This window comes from Shimia abyssi (assembly GCF_003014475.1).
GTDB lineage: Bacteria > Pseudomonadota > Alphaproteobacteria > Rhodobacterales > Rhodobacteraceae > Shimia > Shimia abyssi.
Genome location: NZ_PYGJ01000007.1, coordinates 68,028 through 89,984, shown reverse-complemented (window position 1 = coordinate 89,984; position 21,957 = coordinate 68,028). Strand labels below are relative to the sequence as shown.

General features: G+C 57.7%; 20 protein-coding genes. 14 read left to right on the top strand and 6 right to left on the bottom strand.

Annotated elements, in window-relative coordinates; translation table 11 throughout:
* Nucleotides 1-351: 351 nt before the first annotated feature.
* The 5 genes from CLV88_RS12550 to CLV88_RS12530 all read left to right on the top strand — a co-directional run bounded on the left by CLV88_RS12550 (nucleotide 352) and on the right by CLV88_RS12530 (nucleotide 5,937).
* Complete coding sequence (locus CLV88_RS12550; RefSeq protein WP_106608754.1) at nucleotides 352-1,842, top strand: S8 family serine peptidase; 1,491 nt, start codon at nucleotides 352-354, stop codon at nucleotides 1,840-1,842.
* 4 nt (nucleotides 1,843-1,846) lie between these two features.
* Nucleotides 1,847-2,107, top strand: a complete 261-nt coding sequence (locus CLV88_RS12545) for a hypothetical protein (protein ID WP_106608753.1) — start codon at nucleotides 1,847-1,849, stop codon at nucleotides 2,105-2,107.
* Between the two features lie 239 nt (nucleotides 2,108-2,346).
* Nucleotides 2,347-4,371 carry an endonuclease gene (locus CLV88_RS12540; RefSeq protein ID WP_165798886.1) on the top strand — a complete coding sequence of 675 codons (2,025 nt, stop codon included), beginning with the start codon at nucleotides 2,347-2,349 and terminating at the stop codon, nucleotides 4,369-4,371.
* A 111-nt stretch (nucleotides 4,372-4,482) separates the two neighbouring features.
* Nucleotides 4,483-4,896 carry a VOC family protein gene (locus CLV88_RS12535; RefSeq protein ID WP_106608751.1) on the top strand — a complete coding sequence of 138 codons (414 nt, stop codon included), beginning with the start codon at nucleotides 4,483-4,485 and terminating at the stop codon, nucleotides 4,894-4,896.
* Between the two features lie 129 nt (nucleotides 4,897-5,025).
* Nucleotides 5,026-5,937 carry a LysR family transcriptional regulator gene (locus CLV88_RS12530; RefSeq protein ID WP_243403655.1) on the top strand — a complete coding sequence of 304 codons (912 nt, stop codon included), beginning with the start codon at nucleotides 5,026-5,028 and terminating at the stop codon, nucleotides 5,935-5,937.
* A gap of 32 nt (nucleotides 5,938-5,969) precedes the next feature.
* On the opposite strand, the gene CLV88_RS12525 is transcribed toward CLV88_RS12530, so the two are convergent.
* Nucleotides 5,970-7,172 (bottom strand): MFS transporter, encoded by a 1,203-nt coding sequence (locus CLV88_RS12525; RefSeq protein ID WP_106608750.1) that lies wholly within the window; start codon nucleotides 7,170-7,172, stop codon nucleotides 5,970-5,972.
* Nucleotides 7,173-7,256: 84 nt separating this feature from the next.
* On the bottom strand, nucleotides 7,257-8,138 hold the full coding sequence (locus tag CLV88_RS12520; RefSeq protein ID WP_106608749.1) for a LysR family transcriptional regulator: 882 nt from the start codon (nucleotides 8,136-8,138) through the stop codon (nucleotides 7,257-7,259).
* Nucleotides 8,139-8,523: 385 nt separating this feature from the next.
* Here CLV88_RS12520 and petA point away from each other — a divergent pair, with 385 nt between their 5' ends.
* The 8 genes from petA (at nucleotide 8,524) to pncB (ending at nucleotide 17,101) form a co-directional block, all read left to right on the top strand.
* Entirely contained in the window at nucleotides 8,524-9,084 is a 561-nt protein-coding gene (gene petA / locus CLV88_RS12515) for a ubiquinol-cytochrome c reductase iron-sulfur subunit (protein ID WP_106608748.1), read from the top strand.
* 12 nt (nucleotides 9,085-9,096) lie between these two features.
* Nucleotides 9,097-10,410 (top strand): cytochrome b, encoded by a 1,314-nt coding sequence (gene petB / locus CLV88_RS12510; protein ID WP_106608747.1) that lies wholly within the window; start codon nucleotides 9,097-9,099, stop codon nucleotides 10,408-10,410.
* A 15-nt stretch (nucleotides 10,411-10,425) separates the two neighbouring features.
* On the top strand, nucleotides 10,426-11,220 hold the full coding sequence (locus CLV88_RS12505) for a cytochrome c1 (protein ID WP_106608746.1): 795 nt from the start codon (nucleotides 10,426-10,428) through the stop codon (nucleotides 11,218-11,220).
* 244 nt (nucleotides 11,221-11,464) lie between these two features.
* Nucleotides 11,465-12,475 (top strand): VOC family protein, encoded by a 1,011-nt coding sequence (locus CLV88_RS12500; protein ID WP_106608745.1) that lies wholly within the window; start codon nucleotides 11,465-11,467, stop codon nucleotides 12,473-12,475.
* Between the two features lie 345 nt (nucleotides 12,476-12,820).
* Nucleotides 12,821-13,420 carry a bifunctional nicotinamidase/pyrazinamidase gene (gene pncA / locus CLV88_RS12495; RefSeq protein ID WP_106608744.1) on the top strand — a complete coding sequence of 200 codons (600 nt, stop codon included), beginning with the start codon at nucleotides 12,821-12,823 and terminating at the stop codon, nucleotides 13,418-13,420.
* Nucleotides 13,421-13,494: 74 nt separating this feature from the next.
* Entirely contained in the window at nucleotides 13,495-14,007 is a 513-nt protein-coding gene (locus CLV88_RS12490) for a hypothetical protein (protein WP_106608743.1), read from the top strand.
* A 51-nt stretch (nucleotides 14,008-14,058) separates the two neighbouring features.
* The gene (locus CLV88_RS12485) at nucleotides 14,059-15,759 is read left to right on the top strand and encodes an ATP-binding protein (protein ID WP_133169959.1); all 1,701 of its coding nucleotides are present in this window, start codon (nucleotides 14,059-14,061) and stop codon (nucleotides 15,757-15,759) included.
* Nucleotides 15,760-15,808: 49 nt separating this feature from the next.
* A complete protein-coding gene (gene pncB, locus CLV88_RS12480) occupies nucleotides 15,809-17,101 on the top strand; it encodes a nicotinate phosphoribosyltransferase (RefSeq protein ID WP_106608741.1) in 1,293 nt (430 codons plus the stop codon).
* Nucleotides 17,102-17,109: 8 nt separating this feature from the next.
* Here pncB and CLV88_RS12475 read toward each other — a convergent pair whose 3' ends face one another.
* Both CLV88_RS12475 and CLV88_RS12470 read right to left on the bottom strand, forming a co-directional pair.
* The gene (locus CLV88_RS12475; RefSeq protein WP_106608740.1) at nucleotides 17,110-18,057 is read right to left on the bottom strand and encodes a phosphotransferase enzyme family protein; all 948 of its coding nucleotides are present in this window, start codon (nucleotides 18,055-18,057) and stop codon (nucleotides 17,110-17,112) included.
* Entirely contained in the window at nucleotides 18,054-19,274 is a 1,221-nt protein-coding gene (locus CLV88_RS12470) for an aspartate aminotransferase family protein (protein WP_243403654.1), read from the bottom strand. Before CLV88_RS12470 ends, CLV88_RS12475 begins: the two co-directional genes overlap by 4 nt.
* Before the next feature lie 174 nt (nucleotides 19,275-19,448).
* On the opposite strand from CLV88_RS12470, the gene CLV88_RS12465 reads away from it, so the two are divergent.
* Nucleotides 19,449-20,465 (top strand): ATP-grasp fold amidoligase family protein, encoded by a 1,017-nt coding sequence (locus tag CLV88_RS12465; protein ID WP_106608738.1) that lies wholly within the window; start codon nucleotides 19,449-19,451, stop codon nucleotides 20,463-20,465.
* On the opposite strand, the gene arfB is transcribed toward CLV88_RS12465, so the two are convergent.
* Nucleotides 20,434-20,856 carry an alternative ribosome rescue aminoacyl-tRNA hydrolase ArfB gene (gene arfB, locus CLV88_RS12460; protein WP_106608737.1) on the bottom strand — a complete coding sequence of 141 codons (423 nt, stop codon included), beginning with the start codon at nucleotides 20,854-20,856 and terminating at the stop codon, nucleotides 20,434-20,436. The genes CLV88_RS12465 and arfB overlap by 32 nt on opposite strands.
* A 388-nt stretch (nucleotides 20,857-21,244) precedes the next feature.
* Complete coding sequence (locus tag CLV88_RS12455; RefSeq protein ID WP_106608816.1) at nucleotides 21,245-21,880, bottom strand: queuosine precursor transporter; 636 nt, start codon at nucleotides 21,878-21,880, stop codon at nucleotides 21,245-21,247.
* Between the last annotated feature and the right edge of the window lie 77 nt (nucleotides 21,881-21,957).

The following is a 21,957-nucleotide window of genomic DNA, read 5'->3' as shown; positions in this document are numbered from 1 at the left end:
GCGTCGCCCGCTTTTGCCATCTCAAGCCTGTCAAAACCACCAGCCCACGCCGAATCATTTGGTCAGAAATCAGCGTGAATTCTGCGCCCTAAGGTTCCCCGGCGTCACTTTTCGGCGCGCTAAATTATTGAAAAAGCGTTAATAAATTTTGCAGATCCCGGTTTCACGGTGGGATCACGCCGCTCATGCAGTCTGTTGATCGGACCAATCAACTGGTCTGGCAACCAAGTGGGGGGAAATGACAGATGCATTCGCCAATCCAGCCTCCCTTTGCACCAACCGCCGCACGCGGCCCCGACCGGCCCGCCCGCACTCGTCCAATTGTGACCGCGACCAAAGAAAGGATCTAAGATGTCTGAGACTCAACGATACATTCTTCTGCCCCAGCAGGGCATTCGCGCCATGGATGCCGCCACCCGTGCTGCTCTGACCGAACTGCCCGCCGCCTCCAGCACCGGGGCCATTCTTGAAACCACTTACGCCCCCGCTGGCGGCGCCAGCGTCGCGGTCATCGATTCCATCTCGGACGACGGCGCCAAGCTGGTCGATATGAGCAACGAGGCCGCCGAACTCACCAATGCCTCGCCCGCACCTGTGCGTGCCGTGCCGGTGGTGTATTACGACAACCCCGATCCCCAGCCGTTGTTCCTTGACACATCCAGCATCACCGAAGCACACGCTTTGGTCTCGATCGAGATCAAATGCAGCGATGCCAGCACTGGGGCAGGGGTGTCCGGCGCGCGTGTCGTGGCCTTCACCGATTTTGAAGCCCGCACCGGGGCCTCGGGCACAACAGGTGCCGACGGCACCGTGCGGCTCAATCTGCCCGATATTGGCATTGAACGGCTCTACATCTTTCCACCTGACGGATACTGGGGTGCATTTCGCCGTGCGCTCTCCACCGGGTCCGATCATCACCTGACCGTACACCCGATTGACCTCTCGGTGCCCGATGTTGTGCGCCACTATTATGGCAACAGCCGGTTCAACCGTCTGGCCGGGGTCACAGCGGGCGTGATCGACACAGGTGTCGGTCCACATGACCACCTCAATATCATTGGCGGGCGGAATACCGTCACCGGTGAACCGGCGGATGAATGGCAGGATGGCGGCACGCACGGCACCCATGTTGCCGGGCTGATCGGGGCCAATGGCGATGCGCCCGCGGGCCTTTTTGGTGTCGCGCCCGGCATTGGTATGCACGCCTATCGCGTGTTCGGTGCCAATGCACGCGGAGCCAGCAACTATGCGATCCTCAAGGCGATGATCATCGCCGGGCTTGATGGCTGCGACATCATCAACCTCAGCCTTGGTGGCGGGCCAGCCGACAATATCGTCTTCGAGGCGGTTCAGGACGCGCGCGAACAGGGCATGCTCGTGGTGGTCGCTGCCGGCAATAACGGCCGCCGCCGCGTCGAATTCCCCGCCGCCTACGAAGGTGCCATTGCCGTCTCGGCCATGGGTCGCGAGGGCACCTTTCCGCACGGCGCGCTGGAAGAGGCGGATATCCTGCGTCCACCAGCAAGCCCCAACGACCCGGCTGAATTTCTCGCCGCCTTCTCCAACGTTGGTCCGGAAATCTCGATCACAGGTCCGGGTGTCGGCACACTTTCAACCCTGCCGGGCAACCGTTACGGCCCCAAAAGCGGCACATCCATGGCCGCCCCGGCCGTGGCTGGTGCGGCCGCGTCACTTCTGTCTCAGGACAATTTCATCTTCAACATGCCCCGCGACCGGTCGCGCGCGAATGCCATCGCGCGTCTGCTCCAAACCAGCTGTGTTCAGCGCGGTTTCGGCCTTCCGTTCGAGGGGTTCGGCCTCCCCGATCCAACTCTGGTGTAAACTCATGAACAGATATCTCCTCCGCAAACCCGGCGCAGACGCCACCCCAGAAGAACTGGCCTCCCTTGTCACCAATCCGCGCATTTCAGTCGTGGATGGCGACATGCGTACCCGCCTGATGATCGAAACCAGCCGCGACGCACTCCTTGAAATCAAGCAAGCCTTGCCAGACTGGAGCATCGACCTCGCCAAAATGGTGCCCGGCGCCACCCGCCTGCACGAAAAAATCCTTGGCTTTCGAGGGGCCACAACCGGAGGTTTGTGAACCCGACAGCCCCAAACCCTCCTTAGAGCGGGCCGAACCTACGACCCGATCAAGCGCCGATCCGCCGAAGCCGTGCGAACCGGTGCTAGACTAACACCACCATTGTAGCGCCCTGCCTACCCTGTCGCGCGCTACGAAACCTGCCGGGCTGACACGTCTACTCCCCAGGGCCTCCCCAAAGGCCGACAGTCGCCCGGCAGGACCCATTTCATTGGTACTTTGACAAAAGGAATATGAATATGATGGATCAAAGCGAAATCAACCGCGAAGCCGAAACCCGGCTCAGCGCACGCAGCAAAGAGCGCGCCAGGCATGAAACCCAGATCGAGGCGATGCACGCGGGCAAAGCCTTTGACTGGAGCGATCTTGAAGATGTCCAGCGCCTCGCCACCCGCGCCCGCCGTCTTGGCCTCGACCGCGAGGCAACCGCGCTCCTGCACGACCCCCAAAACAAGGCCGTCGGCAACCGGATCTTTGAAAAGATCATCGACGCCAACAACCTGCTTGATACTCACTACCTCTCCGAAGGCGCGCGGATGTCGCGTGCCATTGGTCGTGTGGTGCTGCCGGTCACCGGTGGCAACCGGCTTGGCACCGGTTTCATGGTCTCACCCCGTATCCTGATGACCAATAACCACGTTCTGCAAAGCGAATTACAGGCGGGCAATGCGACCATCGAGTTTGATTTCCTCAAGGCCGAAGACGGCACCACCGGCCCGGTCGAACGCTATCGGTTCGAACCCGCCGCGCTGTTCATTACCAATGTGGCGCTCGATTTCACCCTCGTCGCGGTCGAGCCGGTCAATGCCGACGGCACACAGGTCGGCAACCGGGGTTGGGTGCCGCTGATTGGCCCCTCGGGCAAGGCAGTGGTGGGCGAACGTGTCTCGATCCTTCAGCACCCCAATGGTGAACCGCAAAAAGTGGTACTGCACGACAACAAGGTCACCGACGTGAACGGACCTTTCCTGCACTACCGGGCCGACACGATGGGCGGCTCTTCTGGCTCGCCGGTGTTCAGCATCAACTGGGATCTGGCTGCGCTGCACCATGCCGCCGTGGGCACCGCCAACGAAGGCATCCGCATCAGCGCCACCGTCGCCTTCTTGCGCGAACATTTCGCGCAAGAAGCCGCAGACCCGACGCAATTGTTGCAAGAGGTGCTGTCTTCGTCGCCCGCTCCCGTGGCTGCGGCCGGAGGCTCCGATGTTGGCGGCGCTCCAACGCATCACGCCAACGCCCGAGATGACGCGCAACCGGTCATGAACCCTGATGGCACCGCCAGTTGGACCATCCCGCTCAATATCACGCTGGGCATTGGCGGGCTTGGCGCAGCGCACACTCCCAGCGTGGCCCCGTCACCTGCCGCCCCAGCCACGCCTCCTGCGATTGTTGATACAGGCCCGGTCGACGATCCCGATTTGCAAGCCGCCCTTGCGGCGTTTGAGGCCACCGAAGGCCAGGTCTATTACAGTCAAGTCACCGACGACAAAGACCGCAGCGCCTATTACCCCGATCTCGATGCGCTGAACGCGGCCCAGCTGTACGACACCCTGTCCGACCTGCTTTCGCGTACCCACACCACCACGCTCAGCTACAAGGCCGCGCGCCACCAGCACCTCTATCCGTGGATCGACCGCCGCGAGGGCCCCAAGCGCGACCTCAAAGGCATCTACTCCAACAAGGTGTTCGATACGCTCGAAGTGATCCGCAACGAAATCGCGATGGAGCGCGCCCGCGAGGCGCTGACGTCCAAACGTATGGAAAGCCTTGAGCCAATCGACGAAGCGTTTCTGGAAGAGCTGGAATCCTCGCACCCCTTCAACTGTGAACATGTCGTGCCGCAATCGTGGTTCAACAAACGCAAACAGCCAAAGACTGATATGCACCACCTCTTCACCTGTGAATGGGGTTGCAACAGTTTCCGCAGCAACCACGCCTATTTCGACTTTTCGACCGAGGCCTTCCGCGACAATTGCGGCGAATCCGGTAGTGGAAAGTTTGAGCCCAAACACGGCAAAGGTGCCGTTGCCCGCGCGACGCTCTATTTCCTGCTGCGCTACCCCGGTGACATCGCCGACAGCACTAAGGAAATGCCGATCGATCGCCTGTCCACGCTGATCGACTGGGCCAAGGGCGATAAGATCGACCGCTGGGAGCTGCACCGCAACGCGGAAATCTTCAAGGTTCAGGGTAACCGCAACCCGCTGATCGATTTCCCCGATCTGGTCGACAAGGTCGACTTTACCCGCGGCTGGGCCTGATCAACCGCGGAAATTCTGCGCGGGCGGTTGCATTCCGCCGCGCAGCTTTGGCAGGGTGCGCGTAACCTCCAACGCGCACCCTTTGCGCCCCACACGCCGGGACCAATCGCCATGAAACTCGAATTTCACCACATCAACTACGTGTCCGAAAACGTCGACCGGCTGCATGATTTCTACACCAACGTTCTTGGGCTGGCTGATGTCCCCATCGAAAACTTTCCCCGCCCGAAAGAAACTGATGACAGCGGCTATAGCGGTAAAATCCGTTTTGCCACCGATGGCGCGATGCAGATGCATCTGGCCGAGCGCAACCTCGACGTAGCCTTCAAACATGATCAGGTCATCAATCCGGTCGAACGTGGCCACATCGCCTTTCGCACCGACGATATCGTCGCATTCAAGGCGCTGCTCGAAGCAAATGACATTGCTTATTCCGACTATGGCACCGCCTTTGCCAAGGAATGGCACCAGCTGTTCTTTCACGATCCCGAGGGCAACATTATCGAGGTACATCAGGCGGTCTGACACGGTGGCGCCGCTCTGAAACACGCGATGTTTATGCCATTTGGCGGGGATATGCCCGACATGCCCTTGGCTTTTGTGGCAAAAACCCCGTAAATTCAGCGCAGTATTCTCGCTGCGCAAGGTCAACCCATGACAAACCGGAATGAAATGGCGACGCCGCGCCGGTTCCTGCCGTCCTTGTCATGGCTCGCCGCGTTTGAAGCGGTCGTGCGTTGTGGCGGCGTCACCCGCGCCGCGCGGGAACTCAACCTCACCCAAGGTGCGGTCAGTCGCCAGATCCAGAAACTCGAAGCCCAGATCGGTGTGCAACTCTTTGAACGAAGCGGTCAGCGCCTGATCCTGACCGAGTCCGGCAAATCCTATTTCGAAGACATCCGCACCGGCATCAACTTGATCGCAAACGCGGGCATCCGCCTGCACGTCAACCCGGATGGCGGCGCGCTGAACCTCGCGGTGCCGCCCGCGTTCGCCACGCACTGGCTCGCCCCGCGCCTGCCGGGGTTTGTAACCGCCCACCCCGGCGTGACCGTCAACATCACCACCCGGATCAAACCCTTTGATTTCTCTAATGAGGATCTGCACGCCGCCATTCATTTCGGCGAAGATGACTGGCCAGAAACCGACAGCCTGCTGCTGATGCGCGAAGAGGCGGTGGCCATTGCCTCACCCGATCTGCTGCCAGCGGGCCACTCAGGCGATCTGACCGGCCTGCCTCTGTTGCATCTGGAAACCCGCCCCAATGCTTGGGACATCTGGCTCACCTCTGAAAACCTGACCGGCCAACCTCAGGGCGGTTTCCGCTTTGATCAGTTTGGCGCCATGATTCAGGCGGTGCGCTCGGGTCTCGGTGCCGCCGTTGTGCCGCGCTACCTTGTCGACAGCGACCTTGAGGCGGGACACCTTGTCAAACTCGGCAGCCAATCCCCGGTCACAGTTGGCAACTATTACCTCGTCTGGCCCGACCGGCACGGCCAATATCCACCCGTTGTCGCATTTCGCAGCTGGATAGAAGGCATCCGCGCCGCCCAGGACGTGATCTGACGTCGTATCAACTCTTTGTCGCTGGCCAGACCCTAGCTCACACGCAGTCCGCCATAGCTCGCCACCCGCCGCAGATCGCTGAACACAGACACGCCAAATGACACCGCAAACGCCACCGCCGCCAACGCCAATCCGCGCTCGGCGCCAAAGCTGGCACTGACCGCGCCACCAGCCAAGGCCCCAAGCGGACGCACTCCGTATATTGCCATTTGAATAACAGCATTCACCCGGCCCAGCATGTCCGGCGGTGTCACCAGCTGGCGCACGGAATTTTGCGCTATCAGCCACATGGACGGGCCAAACCCCAACCCGAAAAAGCACAGATACAAAACAGCCGCGCCGCCATCGGGCGCAATCAGCAACAGCCCCGCCGCCGCTACAAATGAGCTGCCCGGCCCAAACAACAGGATCACCGACGGTGCCACCCGTTCGGAAATCGCCCCCGCCAGCCAAGCCCCAAGGATAGCCGCCAGCCCAAATGCCGCCAGCGCAATGCCAAAACTGCCGGGATCAAACCGGAACACTTCTTGAATGGCAGGTACCAGCGCCACCAACAGCACCGCAAACGCAAAATTCCAGAACACCGCGCAAAAGGCGATGGGCCGCAGGATGGAATGCCGCCGCACAAATTGCCCCCCATGCACGATCTGACGCAGCACCGACACTCGCTTCACATCACCGCTGGCGAACCGGCGCAATCGCAAACACTGGATCAGGGCAAATCCACCCCCAAGACTTGCCGCAGCGAATAAAACCGCTCCGGGGACGTCGCTGATCACCAGCCCCACCGCCAACGGAACCGCAAAGGAACTGACGGCACGGGGGATCTCGATCTGTGCATTGGCGCGTGCCATGGCGCTGGCCGCCACCTCGCGCGGCAATATTGACAGGGCGGTCAGCCCGAACAACACCGCGCCAAAACCGGCCCCGGTCACACAGATCGCAAACCCGACCAATGATTGCGCCTGCACCGCCAGCGCCGCCCCGGCAAAGCCCACCATCGATACCACCGCCGCCACGATGGCCAGCGCCCTCAGCGGTCTTTGATCCACCATCACCCCAAACGGCACAGACCCGACCAGATGCGCCAGCGACTGACAGGCCACCAGCAGACCAATCACATCAGCGGGCGCCTCAAACGCCAACGCCGCCACCAGCGGCACAGCCACCAGCGCGATCTGATCCGCAAAATGAATGCCATAAGCCGCATTGCGCAGGGTAGGGACAGACGACATGAAAAAACCTCCGAACACGATAGATGTCAGAGGTCATGGCTAGCAACGCTCAGAACCCTGAGCGACCCGGAACATGCGCAAACCCTAATCTGTCAGACAAGCGTCCCTGAGCGCGTCGACAACCAACAGCTCCGGATCACGGTTCAGCGATACCAGGCTCAACTCCTTTTCCAGAACAGGTTCCACCAACGGCAGCGCCACAGCCCCGCCAACACCGCCCAGCGATTCGACCAGCACCTCTGGAATCACCGTCGCCGCCACCCCGTTCGCAGTCATCGCCATCAACGCGCTAAACCCGCTGGCTTCGGCAATCACCGTTGGGTTCAGCCCCAGTTCGCCAAAAACATTGTCCAGAATGCGCCGGTTCAACATGCCCGGCTCCAACAGGCACAGCGGCAACTCTGACGCTTCAACCCATGTCGCCGTCCCATTTTGGCGCGGTGCCATGTCGATCGGGGCCAATAGCAGGTAATGCTCGTCATAAAGCCGGTCCACGCGCATCACATCGCGGGAAATGCCCTCGGTATAGGTGATGCCTGCATCATATAGCCCGTTTTCCAGCCCCTGCTGGATCTTAAGCGACGTTGCCGCCTGTATGCGCAAGGTTAGCCCCGGATGCCGTTCTCGCAGCCGCCCGGCCATGGCCGCCGCATGGGTAATCGCTGTGGGCACCACGCCCAACGCCAACTGACCGGTCACTTCCCCCCGTGCCGCGCGCAGCTCCTGTTCCAGCAATTGCACATCCCCAAGGATCTTGCGGGCGTGCCGGATTAGCGCGTCGCCCTCGCTGGTAAACCCCTGAAACCGGTTGCCTCGCCGTACAATGGCCACGTCCAGCCGTTCCTCCAGCCCGCGAATCCGCATGGAAAATGCAGGTTGCGACACGCCACATTCCTCCGCCGCCCGCGCAAAATGCTTGTGACGTGCCAGTGCAGACAGGAATTCGAGGTCTTTCAAGGTGATCAAAACGCGCCCCCCTTTAGGTCTGGCCTAGCGCAACAGCGCCCATCCGACCAGCCTTTCGCCCGACACACCCCCGCTTAACCTCTGATTTTCCCAATACCAACCGCCCATTTACCCCCCATTTCTCAATGTTCCTCAATACCCCGGGGGAATCGCTGCACGCAGCGATGGGGGCAGCGCCCCCTTTTTCCACCCCTTTCCCCGCGACAGAGGGACGCGAGTTTGCATATCAGGCGAATGTTCGCTGGACGGGTTGTCACACCTTCGTTAAAACCCCGCCATTAGAGGCTGCGGGACACTGCGGCCAGACCGTTATTGGCCGATTCTCGGCCGTTCAATGGAGAGAACACGATATTGGTCGCTTGCGGCCGTATAATGGAGAGAACTCGTGTCCCACGCAGAAGACCACGAAGGCACCCGCAGAGACTTCCTCTACTACGCCACTGCCGGCGCAGGTGCCGTTACCGCAGGCGCAGCAGTATGGCCTCTGGTAAATCAGATGAACCCCTCGGCGGACGTCAAGGCACTGTCGTCGATTCGCGTCGATACCTCGGGAATTGAGCCCGGCACGCAGCTGACCGTCAAATGGCTCGGCAAACCCGTGTTTATTCGCCGCCGTCGCCCCGATGAGATCGAAGCGGCACGTGCCGTTCCGCTCGAAGATCTGGCGATCGACGACGAATCGCGCAACGCCAACAAACCTGGCACCGACGCGGCTGACGAAAACCGCGCGATGGACGAAACCGGCGAATGGCTGGTGATGGTCGGCGTGTGTACGCACCTGGGCTGTGTGCCTCTGGGTGACGGCGCTGGCGAGTTTGGCGGCTGGTTCTGCCCTTGCCACGGGTCTCACTACGACACCTCCGGCCGTATCCGTAAAGGTCCGGCTCCCGAAAACCTTCCCGTTCCGCTTGCCCGTTTTGAAGGCAGCGAACTGGTCCTCGGATAAGGAGCGCGAATCATGTCCGGAATTCCTCACGATCATTACGAACCCAAGTCAAAGGGCGCGAAATGGGTCGAATCCCGCTTGCCGGTGATTGGCCTCGTCTATGACACCATCATGATCCCCACGCCAAAAAACCTGAACTGGTGGTGGATCTGGGGCATCGTCCTCGCGTTCTGTCTGGTGATGCAGATTGTCACCGGTATCGTTCTGGTGATGCACTATACGCCGCATGTTGATCTGGCCTTTGCCAGCATCGAACATATCATGCGCGACGTGAACGGTGGCCATATGCTGCGCTACCTGCACATGAACGGTGCTTCGCTGTTCTTCCTCGCTGTTTACATCCACATCTTCCGCGGCCTGTTCTACGGCTCTTACAAAGCCCCGCGCGAAGTGACGTGGATCATCGGTATGATCATCTACCTGCTGATGATGGCCACCGGCTTTATGGGCTATGTTTTGCCTTGGGGTCAGATGTCCTTCTGGGGTGCAACCGTGATCACCGGCCTGTTTGGTGCGATCCCGTTTGTGGGTGAAAGCCTTCAGACCTTCCTATTGGGCGGCCCTGCCGTGGATAACGCCACGCTGAACCGCTTCTTCTCGCTGCACTACCTGCTGCCCTTCGTGATTGCCGGTCTTGTGATCGTGCACATCTGGGCCTTCCACACGACCGGGAACAACAACCCAACTGGTGTGGACGTACGCAAAGGCTCCAAAGAAGAAGCCGAGAAAGACACCCTGCCATTCTGGCCTTACTTCGTGATCAAGGATCTGTTTGCACTGTCCCTGATCCTCGTGGTGTTCTTCGCGGTTGTCGGCTTCATGCCAAACTACCTCGGTCACCCCGACAACTACATCGAAGCAAACGCGCTGGCGACACCTGCACACATCGTGCCTGAATGGTACTTCCTGCCATTTTACGCGATCCTGCGGGCCTTCACCGCTGACGTTTGGGTCGTTATGTTCACCAGCTGGATCACCGGCGGCATCATCGACGCCAAGTTCTTTGGTGTTCTGGCCATGTTCGGCGCGATCATCGTTATGGCACTGGTGCCTTGGCTGGATACGTCCCGTGTGCGTTCGGGTCGCTTCCGTCCGATGTTCAAGTGGTGGTTCTACCTGCTGGTCATCGACTTCATCGTGCTGATGTGGTGTGGTGCTATGCCTGCCGAGCCTCCCTTCTCGACGATCTCGCTGATCGGATCGGCCTACTGGTTTGCCTACTTCCTCGTGATCCTGCCAATTCTGGGTGTGATCGAGAAGCCGACAACACCGCCAGCCACCATCGAAGAAGACTTCGAAGCCCATTACGGCAAGCCTGCTGAATAAGAAGGAAACAGGATAATGCTTAAGAAACTTAGCATCGCCGCAGTTGCTGCCCTGTCTCTGACAGCAGGTGGCGCGATGGCAGCCGGTGGCGAAAGCCACGTGCACGATGTGGACTTCTCGTTCGAAGGTCCGTTCGGCAAATTTGACCAGAACCAGCTGCAACGCGGCCTTCAGGTCTACACCGAGGTTTGTGCCGCCTGCCACGGCCTGCGTTATGTCCCCATTCGGACACTCGCAGACGAGGGCGGCCCACACTTGCCCGAAGATCAGGTCCGCGCCTATGCGGCTCAGAACTTCGAAGTGTTCGACGCAGAACTGGATGATTTCCGCCCAGCCACCCCAACCGATTTCTTCCCAGAAAGCGGTCTTGAGGGCGCTCCTGACCTCTCGATGATGGCCAAGGCGCGCGCTGGCTTCCACGGCCCAATGGGTCTGGGGATCAACCAGTTCCTCAAAGGCATGGGTGGCCCGGAATACATCGCTTCGATCCTGACCGGTTACACCGGCAAGGAGAAAGAGGAAGCGGGCACAACCTTTTATGAGAACACTGCCTTCCCCGGTGGCTGGATCGCCATGGCACCGCCACTGTTCGAAGATCAGCTGGAGTTTGCAGACGGTCACTCCAACGATCCGCATCACGTTGCCGAAGATGTTTCGGCCTTCCTGATGTGGGCTGCCGAGCCCAAGATGATGGCGCGCAAACAGGCTGGTTTCATCGGCGTGTTGTTCCTCACCATCCTGACGGTTCTGCTCTACCTGACTAACAAGAAACTCTGGGCCCCGATCAAGGGCAAAAAGTTCGAAGTCTGATCAGGTTGACAACGTGAAATCCCAAAAGCCCGCCGGTGACATCCGGCGGGCTTTTTTGTGCCAGCTCGCCAATTTCTACTCGGGCCAATCACAGCTCGCGAACACTCGCGCCAAGCACTGTGTCGCCCTTGGTCGCCAACGACAACGTTCAAAAGTATAGCAAGAATTGAGTTGTGCCTCCGGTTGCGGATTAATTTTATGGCCACCATGTTCTGCAAGCGATCAACTGTTTCAGAGGTGTTTGATGACACTGGGCCATTTCCTGTGGGGCGACCTGTCGACCTACGACATTGCGGCGGCGCGCGCTGACTACAGCGCGCTGTTTGGCTGGTCTTTTGATGGCGATCCTTCTTATGATTTCGCCCAGCTACGTCGCGCACAGGTGGCCGCTGTATTCCCTATGCCGTCGCGATTGGCCAAAATGGACATGCCGTCTTTCTGGATGTCCTACGTGCATGTGGCCGATGTCGACCAGACCGTCGCACAGGCACGTGCACATGAGGGCGTCATTATCGAGGTCGAACCACAGGCGTTCGACCATTCGGCGCGCATTGCCCTGATCCGTGACCCATCCGGCGCGGGCTTTACCGTTTACGAAGGGCCTGACATTACACCTAAGATTGCCGGGCAGGGGGTGGTTGGCGCGCGCTTTCACCACGTGCCTGACCTTAGCCTGATATCCGATTTTTACGCCGATCTCTTTGGTTGGACCTTTGCCAAAGTCTCGGACAACCCGTGGCCTACCTATGATGTTCTCCACCCCGACGGAACACGAGTGGCGCAGGTCGAAGAAGTGCCCGAAAAAATTCGCGGCAAATTCCGCTACTGGATGCCGTGCTTTTCGGTGCGCTCGCTTGAAGAAACGCGCGGCTTGAACAGCCAACAAGGCGGCGATCATCTCCATGACCTCTCCGAAACGCGCGCAATGCTGCGCGACCGGCAGGGCGCCCACTTTATGGTTCGTGCAGCTGAACACGAACGCGCCGAAACACCTCCAGCCGCTCCGTCTCCGACCGAAACACCTTTCGCTTGGAAGGCGCTTCTCGGCCTCTTGTGTATTTGGCTTGCAGTGTTCTTTGACCTACAGGCGTTCTGGGGCGTTTTATTCCTGATCTGGACATGGCCAGCACTCAGATCCGGACGCGCGGATTTCCTCGAACCGATAGATCGCCGCGCGCGACCGATGCTGTACTGGCTCACCATTGGCACGTGGCTGGTACTAAGTGTGTGGTTGATCATGGATAGCCTGGTCTAGTTCAGCCGCTGCGATTTGCCTCGCCAACCGAACTGTCGCTTGCCCGACACAATGCGGGTTTTTCCACGCCCTCGGCGCGCAACGCTAGGTTTTCAAGCGAGAATCGCAGAAAACGAATGGGTTACGCGCGGCAGCTCACGTATCACTTTAACATGGCTCCGCCGCAACATCGCGCGCGCGCTTAACGTGGCTCATTCGGTTCTCCGCACCGACGTAATACCGATGTAATACCGACGTGCTGCCGATGTCCCAAACCCCGCAAAATAAGCCCGTTAACCCGATTCGCCCGCCATTGACCTAACGTGTGTGGCTGTTATCCCTAAACAGGCAGCAAAGGAGGCTAAAATGTCCAAAGCCCTGATCGTGATCGACGTGCAAAATGACTTCTGTCCAGGTGGCGCACTTGCCGTGCCTGAAGGGGACCAGATCGTGCCCGCCATCAATGCCATGATGGGTGACTTTGACGCCGTGATCCTGACGCAGGATTGGCACCCAAAGGGCCACTCTTCTTTTGCTTCGTCTCACCCCGGTCAAGCCCCGATGAGCCTTATAAATATGGACTATGGCCCACAGGTGCTTTGGCCCGATCACTGCATTCAGGGCTCCCAGGGTGCCGCGTTTCACGACGCGCTAAACACCACTCAGGCCGACTTGATTATTCGCAAGGGCTACAATCCCGCGATCGATAGTTACTCTGCGTTCTTTGAGAATGACCAGAATACGCCCACCGGTCTTGAGGGGTATCTGCGCACGCGTTCGATCACTGATCTCACGATGGTTGGGCTGGCAACAGACTTCTGCGTCAACTTCTCAGCTCAGGATGCGACAAAGCTCGGTTTTTCCGTTACAGTTCAGATGGATAACTGCCGTGCCATCGACTTTGACAACTCCCTTGCAGCCGCCAAAACCGCCATGCTCAACGCAGGTATCACCTTAGCGGAATGATCTGAGTTTTTGCCTATTTCTTAATGATTTGGCCCCAAAACTAGTTCATCTGAACTAGGGATGATCTGTGGTTTATGGGCGCCGAGATCCTTGAAATTGACCGCCGTTTACAACGGTTTGACAGGCGTCACACACCGCAGGGCTTGCTCCTGCGCTACGCCAACGGGCGTGTCCGCCACTTCGCGGCGCGCCAGTTTCAAACCCTGACAGGCGCGGTGTCCTTGTTCTTCCTCGCTTCTGTCGAAGTCGGATTGCTGGCTGTTTTGATTGCTCTCATCGGCGAGGCTGTCGACTGCCTTTACCTGCGTCGCGTCGGGGCAATGCTCGACCGCGGAGAAAGCTTCCGACGAATCTATGTCCTGTCCTCGCTGACGGCGGCTATTCAAGCCATTACGATCTCAGCCTGCGTCGTCATGGCTTGGGCCACTGCGCCCGGCGATGCCGCATTGTTCTTCTGTTTCGCCTACCTGACAGCCGCGGTTATCAACGGGGGCATTGTCCTCCCGTTCCACCGTGGTGCCGCTGCAGCCCGTTTGACTGTTTATGTGATTGTTATTTTGATGTTTTTCTTGCTCGAATCCCTTTAGGCACATCATGATTCCGCAACGTTGTCTTACAATGCACTGGGCGTTCTGATCATGTCTTTCATGGTTTACGTCTTCATTTCCTACGTCACGTCTGGCCACAAGAGAGAGATTGTTAACAGTCGAAGTTTGTTGGTTCAGGGCCTCGAACTCGCCAAGACCAGCGCCTCAAATGCCGCCCAACAGACCGAGCTACGCCGGTTGGCCTTGGTGGCGGAACGGGCGCTGGACAGTGTGATTGTCAGTGACATTTATGGCCGAATTCTTTGGGTCAATGACGCCTTTACCCGGATTACCGGCTTCACCGCGGCGGAGGCGGTTGGCAAGAGTCCGGGGGAGATCCTGAACGGTCCCGAGACGCAAAAAAAGTCCAGCGAAGAGATTGCATTAGCTATTTCCGAAGGCCGCACACATCGTGCGGAAATCGTCAATTACACTAAGGATGGTCGCAAGATTTGGGTCGAAACCAACCTTACCCCTGTTTTCTCCGAAACAGGCCAGGTGGAAATGGTCATCGCGATTGAGCGCGACATCACACAGGCCAAAGCGCATCAGGATGAGCTGGCCAAGGCAAAACTTGCCGCCGAAGATGGTGAACGCGCCAAGGCTGAGTTCCTGGCGAGCATGAGCCACGAGATTCGCACACCTATGAATGGCATCATCGGGATGGCTGATTTGCTGTCTGAAACGCGGCTTAATGCCGAGGCGGAATTGTTTGTCGATACCATTCGCAATTCGGCGGAGTCCTTACTTGTCATCATCAATGACATTCTCGACTTTTCCAAGCTCCGAGCCGGCAAAATGCCGCTGAATCCGGTAAGCTTCAACTTGATCGACTGTATTAATGGCGTGGCCAACCTCTTGGCTCCGCAAGCGGCAGGTAAGAGTTTGAAACTGCAGTGCCTTTTTGACACAGACTTACCTATGAACGCAAAGGGAGACGATGTGCGCCTTCGTCAAATCCTGATGAACGTGGTTGGAAATGCGATCAAATTCACCGAAACCGGTGGTGTCACGATCCGCACCAGTTGTGAAAAGAATGGGCGAGGATGGTGTTTGTGCATCGACGTGTCCGATACTGGTATCGGCATTCCAGAAAACCGACTTGAGCATGTCTTTGAACAATTCGCACAAGCTGACGCAGCCACCACGCGCCGTTTTGGCGGTACCGGGCTTGGGCTTTCGATCTCCCGACGGCTTGCGCGCAATATGGGCGGTGACATCTCTGTAACCTCCTCAGACGGGAAAGGGTCCTGTTTCTCGATCGAAATTCTGCTGGAGGAAACCGCTCAGTTCGATCAGGATATTCTACCCAGCGCGCTTGCGCCCAACTCGGTATGTCTGGACGGGCTCACAATTTTGCTGGCAGAAGACAATAAAACCAATAGGTTGGTCATCTCGAAATTCTTGCGCGATGCGGACATAACATTGGTCACCGCGCATGATGGGCGTCAAGCGGTCGAAATGGCAATCGAACTTCGGCCTGACGTCATCCTGATGGATATGAGTATGCCAGAGATGGACGGGGTTGATGCGACCCGTGCTATACGCAAGGTACCTGAACTGCATCCGCAAATAATAGCGTTGACCGCCAATGCATACCAAAGCGACAAAGAAATTTGTCTTGAGGCTGGAATGGATGCATTCCTGACCAAGCCTGTTCGCAAATCTGATTTGATTGACCAAATCGAAAGGGCAGTGACGCGCGCAGCTGCCGCATCCCCGGACATTGGAAAAGCCTTGGACCTGCCCTGAATTCCCGCTATCAACAGCGGAACGTCACGATACCGGAGACCTGCAGCGTATGGTCGACATTGCCACCCGCGTCTGGAACCACAAGTGGAAGATTGATCCAATTGTGCGGTCCCTGATCGATAATGATTTCTACAAGTTATTGATGTGTCAGTCAATTTACAGGAATCGCCCCGATGCTACGGTCACTTTCAGTCTGATCAACCGGTCCAAGGATATCCGGCTGGCGAATTTGATTGACGAAGGAGAGCTGCGCGAGCAGCTGGATCATATCCGGTCTCTTTCGTTGTCTCGTGGCGAAGGCACGTTCCTTCGTGGGAACACGTTTTACGGCAAGCGCCAGATGTTTCGCCATGACTTCATGGAGTGGTTCGAAAACCTGCGCCTACCCGACTACCACCTCGAAAAGCGTGATGGTCAATACGAGCTGACGTTTGAAGGCAAATGGCATGAGGTGATGCTGTGGGAAATCCCCGCGCTTGCGGTTCTTATGGAACTACGGGGCAGGGCCGTGCTGGACGATATGCGCAAGTTCGAGCTGCAAGTGTTGTACGCGCGGGCCATGACCAAATTGTGGGAAAAGATTGAGCGCTTGCGTGATGTGCCAAATCTGCGCATCGCTGATTTTGGCACCCGCCGGCGCCACTCTTACCTGTGGCAGGACTGGTGCGTGCAGGCCATGGTCGAAGGATTGGGTGACAAATTTGTCGGAACGTCCAACTGCCTGATCGCGATGAAGCGCGACCTTGAAGCGATTGGTACCAACGCTCACGAGTTGCCAATGGTGTTCTCTGCCTTGGCAGAGTCAGACGACGAACTCCGTCAGGCACCGTACAAGGTTTTGGCCGATTGGCACGAAGAGCATGAGGGCAACCTGCGCATTATCTTGCCCGATACATACGGTACAAAGGGCTTTCTAAGAGGCGCGCCTGATTGGCTGGCCGGGTGGACAGGCGTTCGGATCGACTCGGGTGATCCCGCTACGGGGGCTGAAAACGCCATCCAGTGGTGGAAAGAACGAGGCGAGGATCCGACACAGAAACTCATCATCTTTTCCGACGGTCTGGATGTTGACAAAATTACTGAGCTACACAGTCAATTTGACGGCCGGGCCAAGATCTCGTTTGGCTGGGGCACGCTATTGACCAATGATTTCCGCGGCTTGACCAAAGACAACGCGCTAGAGCCGTTCTCGCTTGTGTGCAAGGCGGTCAAGGCAAACGGAACACCCACGGTGAAGTTGTCAGACAACCCAAACAAGGCAATGGGTCCACAGGATCAGATAGATCGCTACAAGCGCGTGTTTGGCGTGGGGCAACAGGACAAAATGGACGTCATTGTCTGAGAATGCGTCTAGACGACCCAAGCCCTAGTCATTTCCACCGCGCGATGGGCATAGTCGTGGGTGGCCGGGTGGTCCGCCGGATATCGCCCAATTACCCAGCCGCATGACGCCAGTCCGCGCAAGACGGTAAACGCCTGCAAAAGCGCGTGCGCGTCCGTGGGCAAAGGGCGCAATTGTTGATACCCGTCCAAGAGCGCGGCGCCCAAGGCATCACGGTTCGGCTGATCCCAGTTCTGCGACATGGCCACGCCAAGCTCGTACAGGCGATACCCAAAAACACCGTCGTCAAAGTCGATCAAGTGAACGGAATCGCCGTCGACCATCACGTTTTCACGCAATGCATCGGCGTGGATCAAACCAAAATCTGTCGCGCTCGACAAAATATCGCTTAAACGGTGTCGTGCCTTTTGAAGTAACGCAACCTCATCCGCCATCAGGCTCGGATTCTCCCAAAAACGACCCCAAGCTGGCGCATCTCCTAACAAAGCCTCTGCATCCATAACCGGTCTCTCAAACGCTTCAGGCAATGTGGCGGCGTCGCTCAAATTGTGCAGCCGTGCCAACTCTCGGCCTAACGCCACATGCAGCGCTTCCTGTCGGTGTTCCGGCATTGCCAATAGAGCGCCTCCCTCTCCCATTGGGGATCCATCAACCCAAGAGACCATCGACGCGACTCTTTCAGGTAATTCAACCAAAACGTCCCCAGCACGCGTTCGGATGGCGCGCGGCACAAGCATTCCACCGTCCGCCAAGGCTTCGGACCACCAAAGTTCTGACCGGATGGCCATTTTGCTTTGGTATCCGGGTCGATGAAGCCGTAGGGCAGTACGCTGGCCTTCCGGCCCAACCGCCTCGAACACAACGTTTTCGCGGTTCTTGATCAAACGAGGGGTCTTTTGCACACCCCAAGCCGATAGGGCGCGTCGCGCTTGGTCAAAAAAATCAGCGTCGCTCATGTCACCACACTCAAAGCTTGATCCATGACGTCGGCCAATTGATCCGCATTTTCACGACTGAAAACACAAGGCGGGCGCAGTTTGAGGGTGTTGTCATGGCGGCCCACGGAATGCAGCAAAACACCTCGTTCGCGCATCTCGTTTACCATGCGCGCACATAGAGCGGTCGCCGGAGCGCCATCGCGCCATAGCTCTACCCCCATAAACAAACCGGCGCCCCGTACATCGGCAATGACGTCGCGATGTGACTGAACCTGACGCAGGAGGTTCAGAGTATACTCGCCCACATCGGCGGCGTTGCCGACCAGATTGTCGTCTTCGATGACCTGAAAAACAGCCATCGCCGCTGCCGCGCTCACCGGGTTGCCCCCGAACGTGTTGAAGTAGCGAAATGCCTCTTGAAAACAGGTCAGGATGTCATGCCGCGTTACCACGGCCGCCACCGGGTGCCCGTTGCCCATCGGTTTGCCCAAAGTCACGATGTCCGGCGCAAAGCCTAGCCGCTCGTGTCCCCACCAATGCGAACCGATCCGTCCAAACCCTGGCTGGACCTCATCCGCAATGATCAGCCCGCCGGCATTACGCACAGCCCCGATAGCGCGGTCTAAAAAGCCGCGCTCGAGCGTCGGAAACCCCTCATTCGCAAAATATGGGCACAGGATCAGCGCTGAAATGCCATGCCCGCTGGCCTGTAGCTTGGCCACGGCCTGTTCCACGTCTTGAGCAAAGGCCTCTGCCTGTTTGGTACGATCACCGCCAAGCGGGGCCATATTGTCCGGCGCCGGGACCTGTCGAACATGGGGCAAATACCCTCCTACCGGTGTCTTGGACGAATTGAGCTGGGATACAGCGGACGTGTTTCCGTGATACGTATCGTCCGTGCCGATAATTCCAGTGTTGCCGGTCATCGCCTGCGCCATCCGCAAGGCAACGTCATTGGCTTCTGATCCGGAACATACCATCAACAGGCTTTCGAGATCGTGATCGAATTTAGAAGTCAGCGCCTCGCCATAGTCGAGGATCAGGTCATGCACATAACGCGTATGGGTGTTCAGCTGTGCGGCCTGTGTCGCGATGGCTTCCACCACACGTGGGTTACAGTGACCAACATGCGGGACATTGTTGTAGCAATCCAAATACTTGCGCCCATCCGTATCCCATAGCCATACGCCTTCGCCTCGGGCCACATGCACAGGCGTATCATAAAAGGTTGTCATGTGCGGCCCCAACAGTCGGGCGCGTCGTTCCAACGCTGTTCGCATCCAAAATCCTACCAAGAGTGTTGCAAAAATCTTGTGCCAGACAAACTGCTCGGCCTCTAGCCAAAATTACACGTTGGCGGGATTCCGAAAATTTTGTATTTATTAGAAAAACATAAGGCGAGCAGGCCAATGACAGTTCAGCGTTACCACAACCGCCAGACCCGACGTCAGGCGAAGGAAAGCATTGAAACAATTTATGGCGAAAACCTGTTTGGTGCGGCTGATCCCGCTCCGGTCGGGTTTTTGCGTGGCATAGATGTCTATCCGCATCATGTGGTTGTGCAAAAACTGACACGCGCGATCCAGATGGCACATGGTCAGCGCGGGCGAAAACTGGATTTTGTCCAGCCCCGCACGTATTACGAAAAGCTGGTTCTGTCCAAATTCTTTGCACCGCTGCCGATGCCGTCACCCGCCGACAAAATCGGGTGCAGCGCGCATATTCCCGTGGATGTTCGGGATAAGGTCAAAACCATTCCAACAGTCTGGACAGGGGCCGAGCCCATCACAAAAGTGCTATTGGATAGCCTTGATCTACCACCGGGGCGGTATTACGCGAAATCCAACAATGGCTGCACGACGAACTACGCCTTTGACGTGCCGATTTCGCCGGAACAGATGCAACTGCTCGAGCGTTACTCGACGGGTTGGCTCAAGCGGCTGCACGGCGAACGGTCGGGCGAGTGGTATTACAGCAAAATCCGTGCGCAGAATCTGATTGAACCAGATATGTCGCCGGCCGTGGGCGAAGATCTGACAGATTGGAAATTCCATTGCTGCCGTGGCAAGGTCTTTGCCGGGCAAATCGACGTTGAGCGGTCTACAAACCATCACCAGCTCATCTATGACCGGGATTTCAATTATGTCCCCGAAGAGCTGTTTTTCTTTACAAAACCGGGTGTTGAGTGGCCTGAGCATCGCATGAAAATGCGCGAGGTGGCCGAGGCGATCTCGCGACCCTTTGAATATGCGCGGATTGACCTCTATCTGGTCGGCGATCAAGTATACTTAGGTGAAATCACCATGGCGCCCATAGGTGGCCAGCGTCTACCGCGATCGGAAACGTTGGATCATTGGATGGGGGAGCGCTGGCAGGGCGGTATCTTTGACGAAATTATTCCTGATCCGATACGCGTCCGCGCATAGCCTTGACATCGCCACGCACTTTCTTGGCTTTCAACCGGCGTTGCTGGCTGCCCCACGTTGGTTTCGTTTTGACACGTTTCTTTGGGGCCACCAGCGCCTTTTGGATGAGTTCTGCCAGCCGGTCACGTGCAATATCGCGATTGCGCGCCTGGCTGCGGGTTTCGTCGCATTGAATGACAATCGCGCCATCGCGAGTCCACCGCCGCCCCGCTAACCGGCGCAACCGTGTTTTCACTGGGGCGCTGAGCGAAGGGGAACGTTCCGCCTCAAAGCGTAGTTCGACAGCGGTGGCCACCTTGTTTACGTTCTGACCGCCGGGGCCGCTGGCCCGCATGAATTGCTCGGTCAGTTCCCAGTCCTGCAATTGTACCTGATCGTTGATCACCAGCACCGGTCTGTGCCTTTCCAGTTTCTAAATCTTCTGGTCGGCAATGGGGCGTTCGACCGGTTCGAGGTCGAAATTGCGAAAACGACACCGACGCAATACCGACGTAATACCGACGTGATGCCGATAGCGCAAATCCGGCAAATTTCACGTCATGTCCCCAGAATCGAAAAGGGCCGCTCCTCGCGTTGGGCGGCCCTTCGAGATGATTGGAGGTGCATCGGTTAGGAAAGCACCAATCCGGTTGTAAAATCAGCCAAGGGCTGCCTCAGCTGGTCTCCTTCCGAACTGTTCCGACACTGCTCTCCATAGCTTCTCTAGACAATGGGCACCTCCTTTCAATTTGTTTCGCGTACCCTCAGCCTGCCACAGCCTGAAGATATGTCAAACAAAATCATGTGGTGCGCGGCATCAAATAACCCACGATGATGCGGAATGGCACAAGAGCGAGCAAAGCGAGCGAAAGCTTGACCATCCAGTCCGCAAACCCAAGGCTGACCCAAAGCGGCACGACAGGACCGGTGCCCAGAAGTGGAAGCATTTCGCCAGCCCAGCTGACATCATTTGCAGGCTCGACAAAGGTCAGAACGCTGGAAAAAGCGATCGTAAAGAAAATCGCGGTATCAAGCGAAGACCCGATCAATGTTGAGGCCAGCGGCGCGCGCCACCATGACCTGTCACGCAAACGATCAAATATGGCCACATCCATGAGTTGAGCCGTCAAAAACGCAAGGCCTGACCCGATTGCGATACGCAAGGTCACGGCAGGATAGGTAAATCCGTCGCCCTGCAACATGATTTGGGTGCCGATAACAGAGCAGATAACGCCGACAACAAAACCGGCAAAAACAACCCGGCGCGCGGCGTGTGCGCCATAAACGCGGTTCATGACGTCAGTGACGAGAAAGGCCAGTGGATAGGTGAAGGCACCCCATGTCAGCCATTGGCCAAACAGAAACTGAACAAGGATGTTGGACGCGACAACAATCGCGGCCATGGCAATGATGCCAGGAATATGAATACGCTGCATTTTTTGAGCCCGTTTTGACAAGGTAGCGGCGACTTGGCCCCGCACCATGCGAGACGGACGGCATTTACCGCCCGGTC

Bases quoted from the DNA above. Each gene is read 5' to 3' on its own strand.
- CLV88_RS12550 (WP_106608754.1), top strand. From the start codon at position 352: ATGTCTGAGACTCAACGATACATTCTTCTGCCCCAGCAGGGCATTCGC.
- CLV88_RS12545 (WP_106608753.1), top strand. From the start codon at position 1,847: ATGAACAGATATCTCCTCCGCAAACCCGGCGCAGACGCCACCCCAGAA.
- CLV88_RS12540 (WP_165798886.1), top strand. From the start codon at position 2,347: ATGATGGATCAAAGCGAAATCAACCGCGAAGCCGAAACCCGGCTCAGC.
- CLV88_RS12535 (WP_106608751.1), top strand. From the start codon at position 4,483: ATGAAACTCGAATTTCACCACATCAACTACGTGTCCGAAAACGTCGAC.
- CLV88_RS12530 (WP_243403655.1), top strand. From the start codon at position 5,026: ATGACAAACCGGAATGAAATGGCGACGCCGCGCCGGTTCCTGCCGTCC.
- CLV88_RS12525 (WP_106608750.1), bottom strand. From the start codon at position 7,172: ATGTCGTCTGTCCCTACCCTGCGCAATGCGGCTTATGGCATTCATTTT.
- petB (WP_106608747.1), top strand. From the start codon at position 9,097: ATGTCCGGAATTCCTCACGATCATTACGAACCCAAGTCAAAGGGCGCG.
- CLV88_RS12505 (WP_106608746.1), top strand. From the start codon at position 10,426: ATGCTTAAGAAACTTAGCATCGCCGCAGTTGCTGCCCTGTCTCTGACA.
- CLV88_RS12500 (WP_106608745.1), top strand. From the start codon at position 11,465: ATGACACTGGGCCATTTCCTGTGGGGCGACCTGTCGACCTACGACATT.
- pncA (WP_106608744.1), top strand. From the start codon at position 12,821: ATGTCCAAAGCCCTGATCGTGATCGACGTGCAAAATGACTTCTGTCCA.
- CLV88_RS12490 (WP_106608743.1), top strand. From the start codon at position 13,495: ATGGGCGCCGAGATCCTTGAAATTGACCGCCGTTTACAACGGTTTGAC.
- CLV88_RS12485 (WP_133169959.1), top strand. From the start codon at position 14,059: ATGTCTTTCATGGTTTACGTCTTCATTTCCTACGTCACGTCTGGCCAC.
- pncB (WP_106608741.1), top strand. From the start codon at position 15,809: ATGGTCGACATTGCCACCCGCGTCTGGAACCACAAGTGGAAGATTGAT.
- CLV88_RS12475 (WP_106608740.1), bottom strand. From the start codon at position 18,057: ATGAGCGACGCTGATTTTTTTGACCAAGCGCGACGCGCCCTATCGGCT.
- CLV88_RS12470 (WP_243403654.1), bottom strand. From the start codon at position 19,274: ATGACAACCTTTTATGATACGCCTGTGCATGTGGCCCGAGGCGAAGGC.
- CLV88_RS12465 (WP_106608738.1), top strand. From the start codon at position 19,449: ATGACAGTTCAGCGTTACCACAACCGCCAGACCCGACGTCAGGCGAAG.
- CLV88_RS12455 (WP_106608816.1), bottom strand. From the start codon at position 21,880: ATGCAGCGTATTCATATTCCTGGCATCATTGCCATGGCCGCGATTGTT.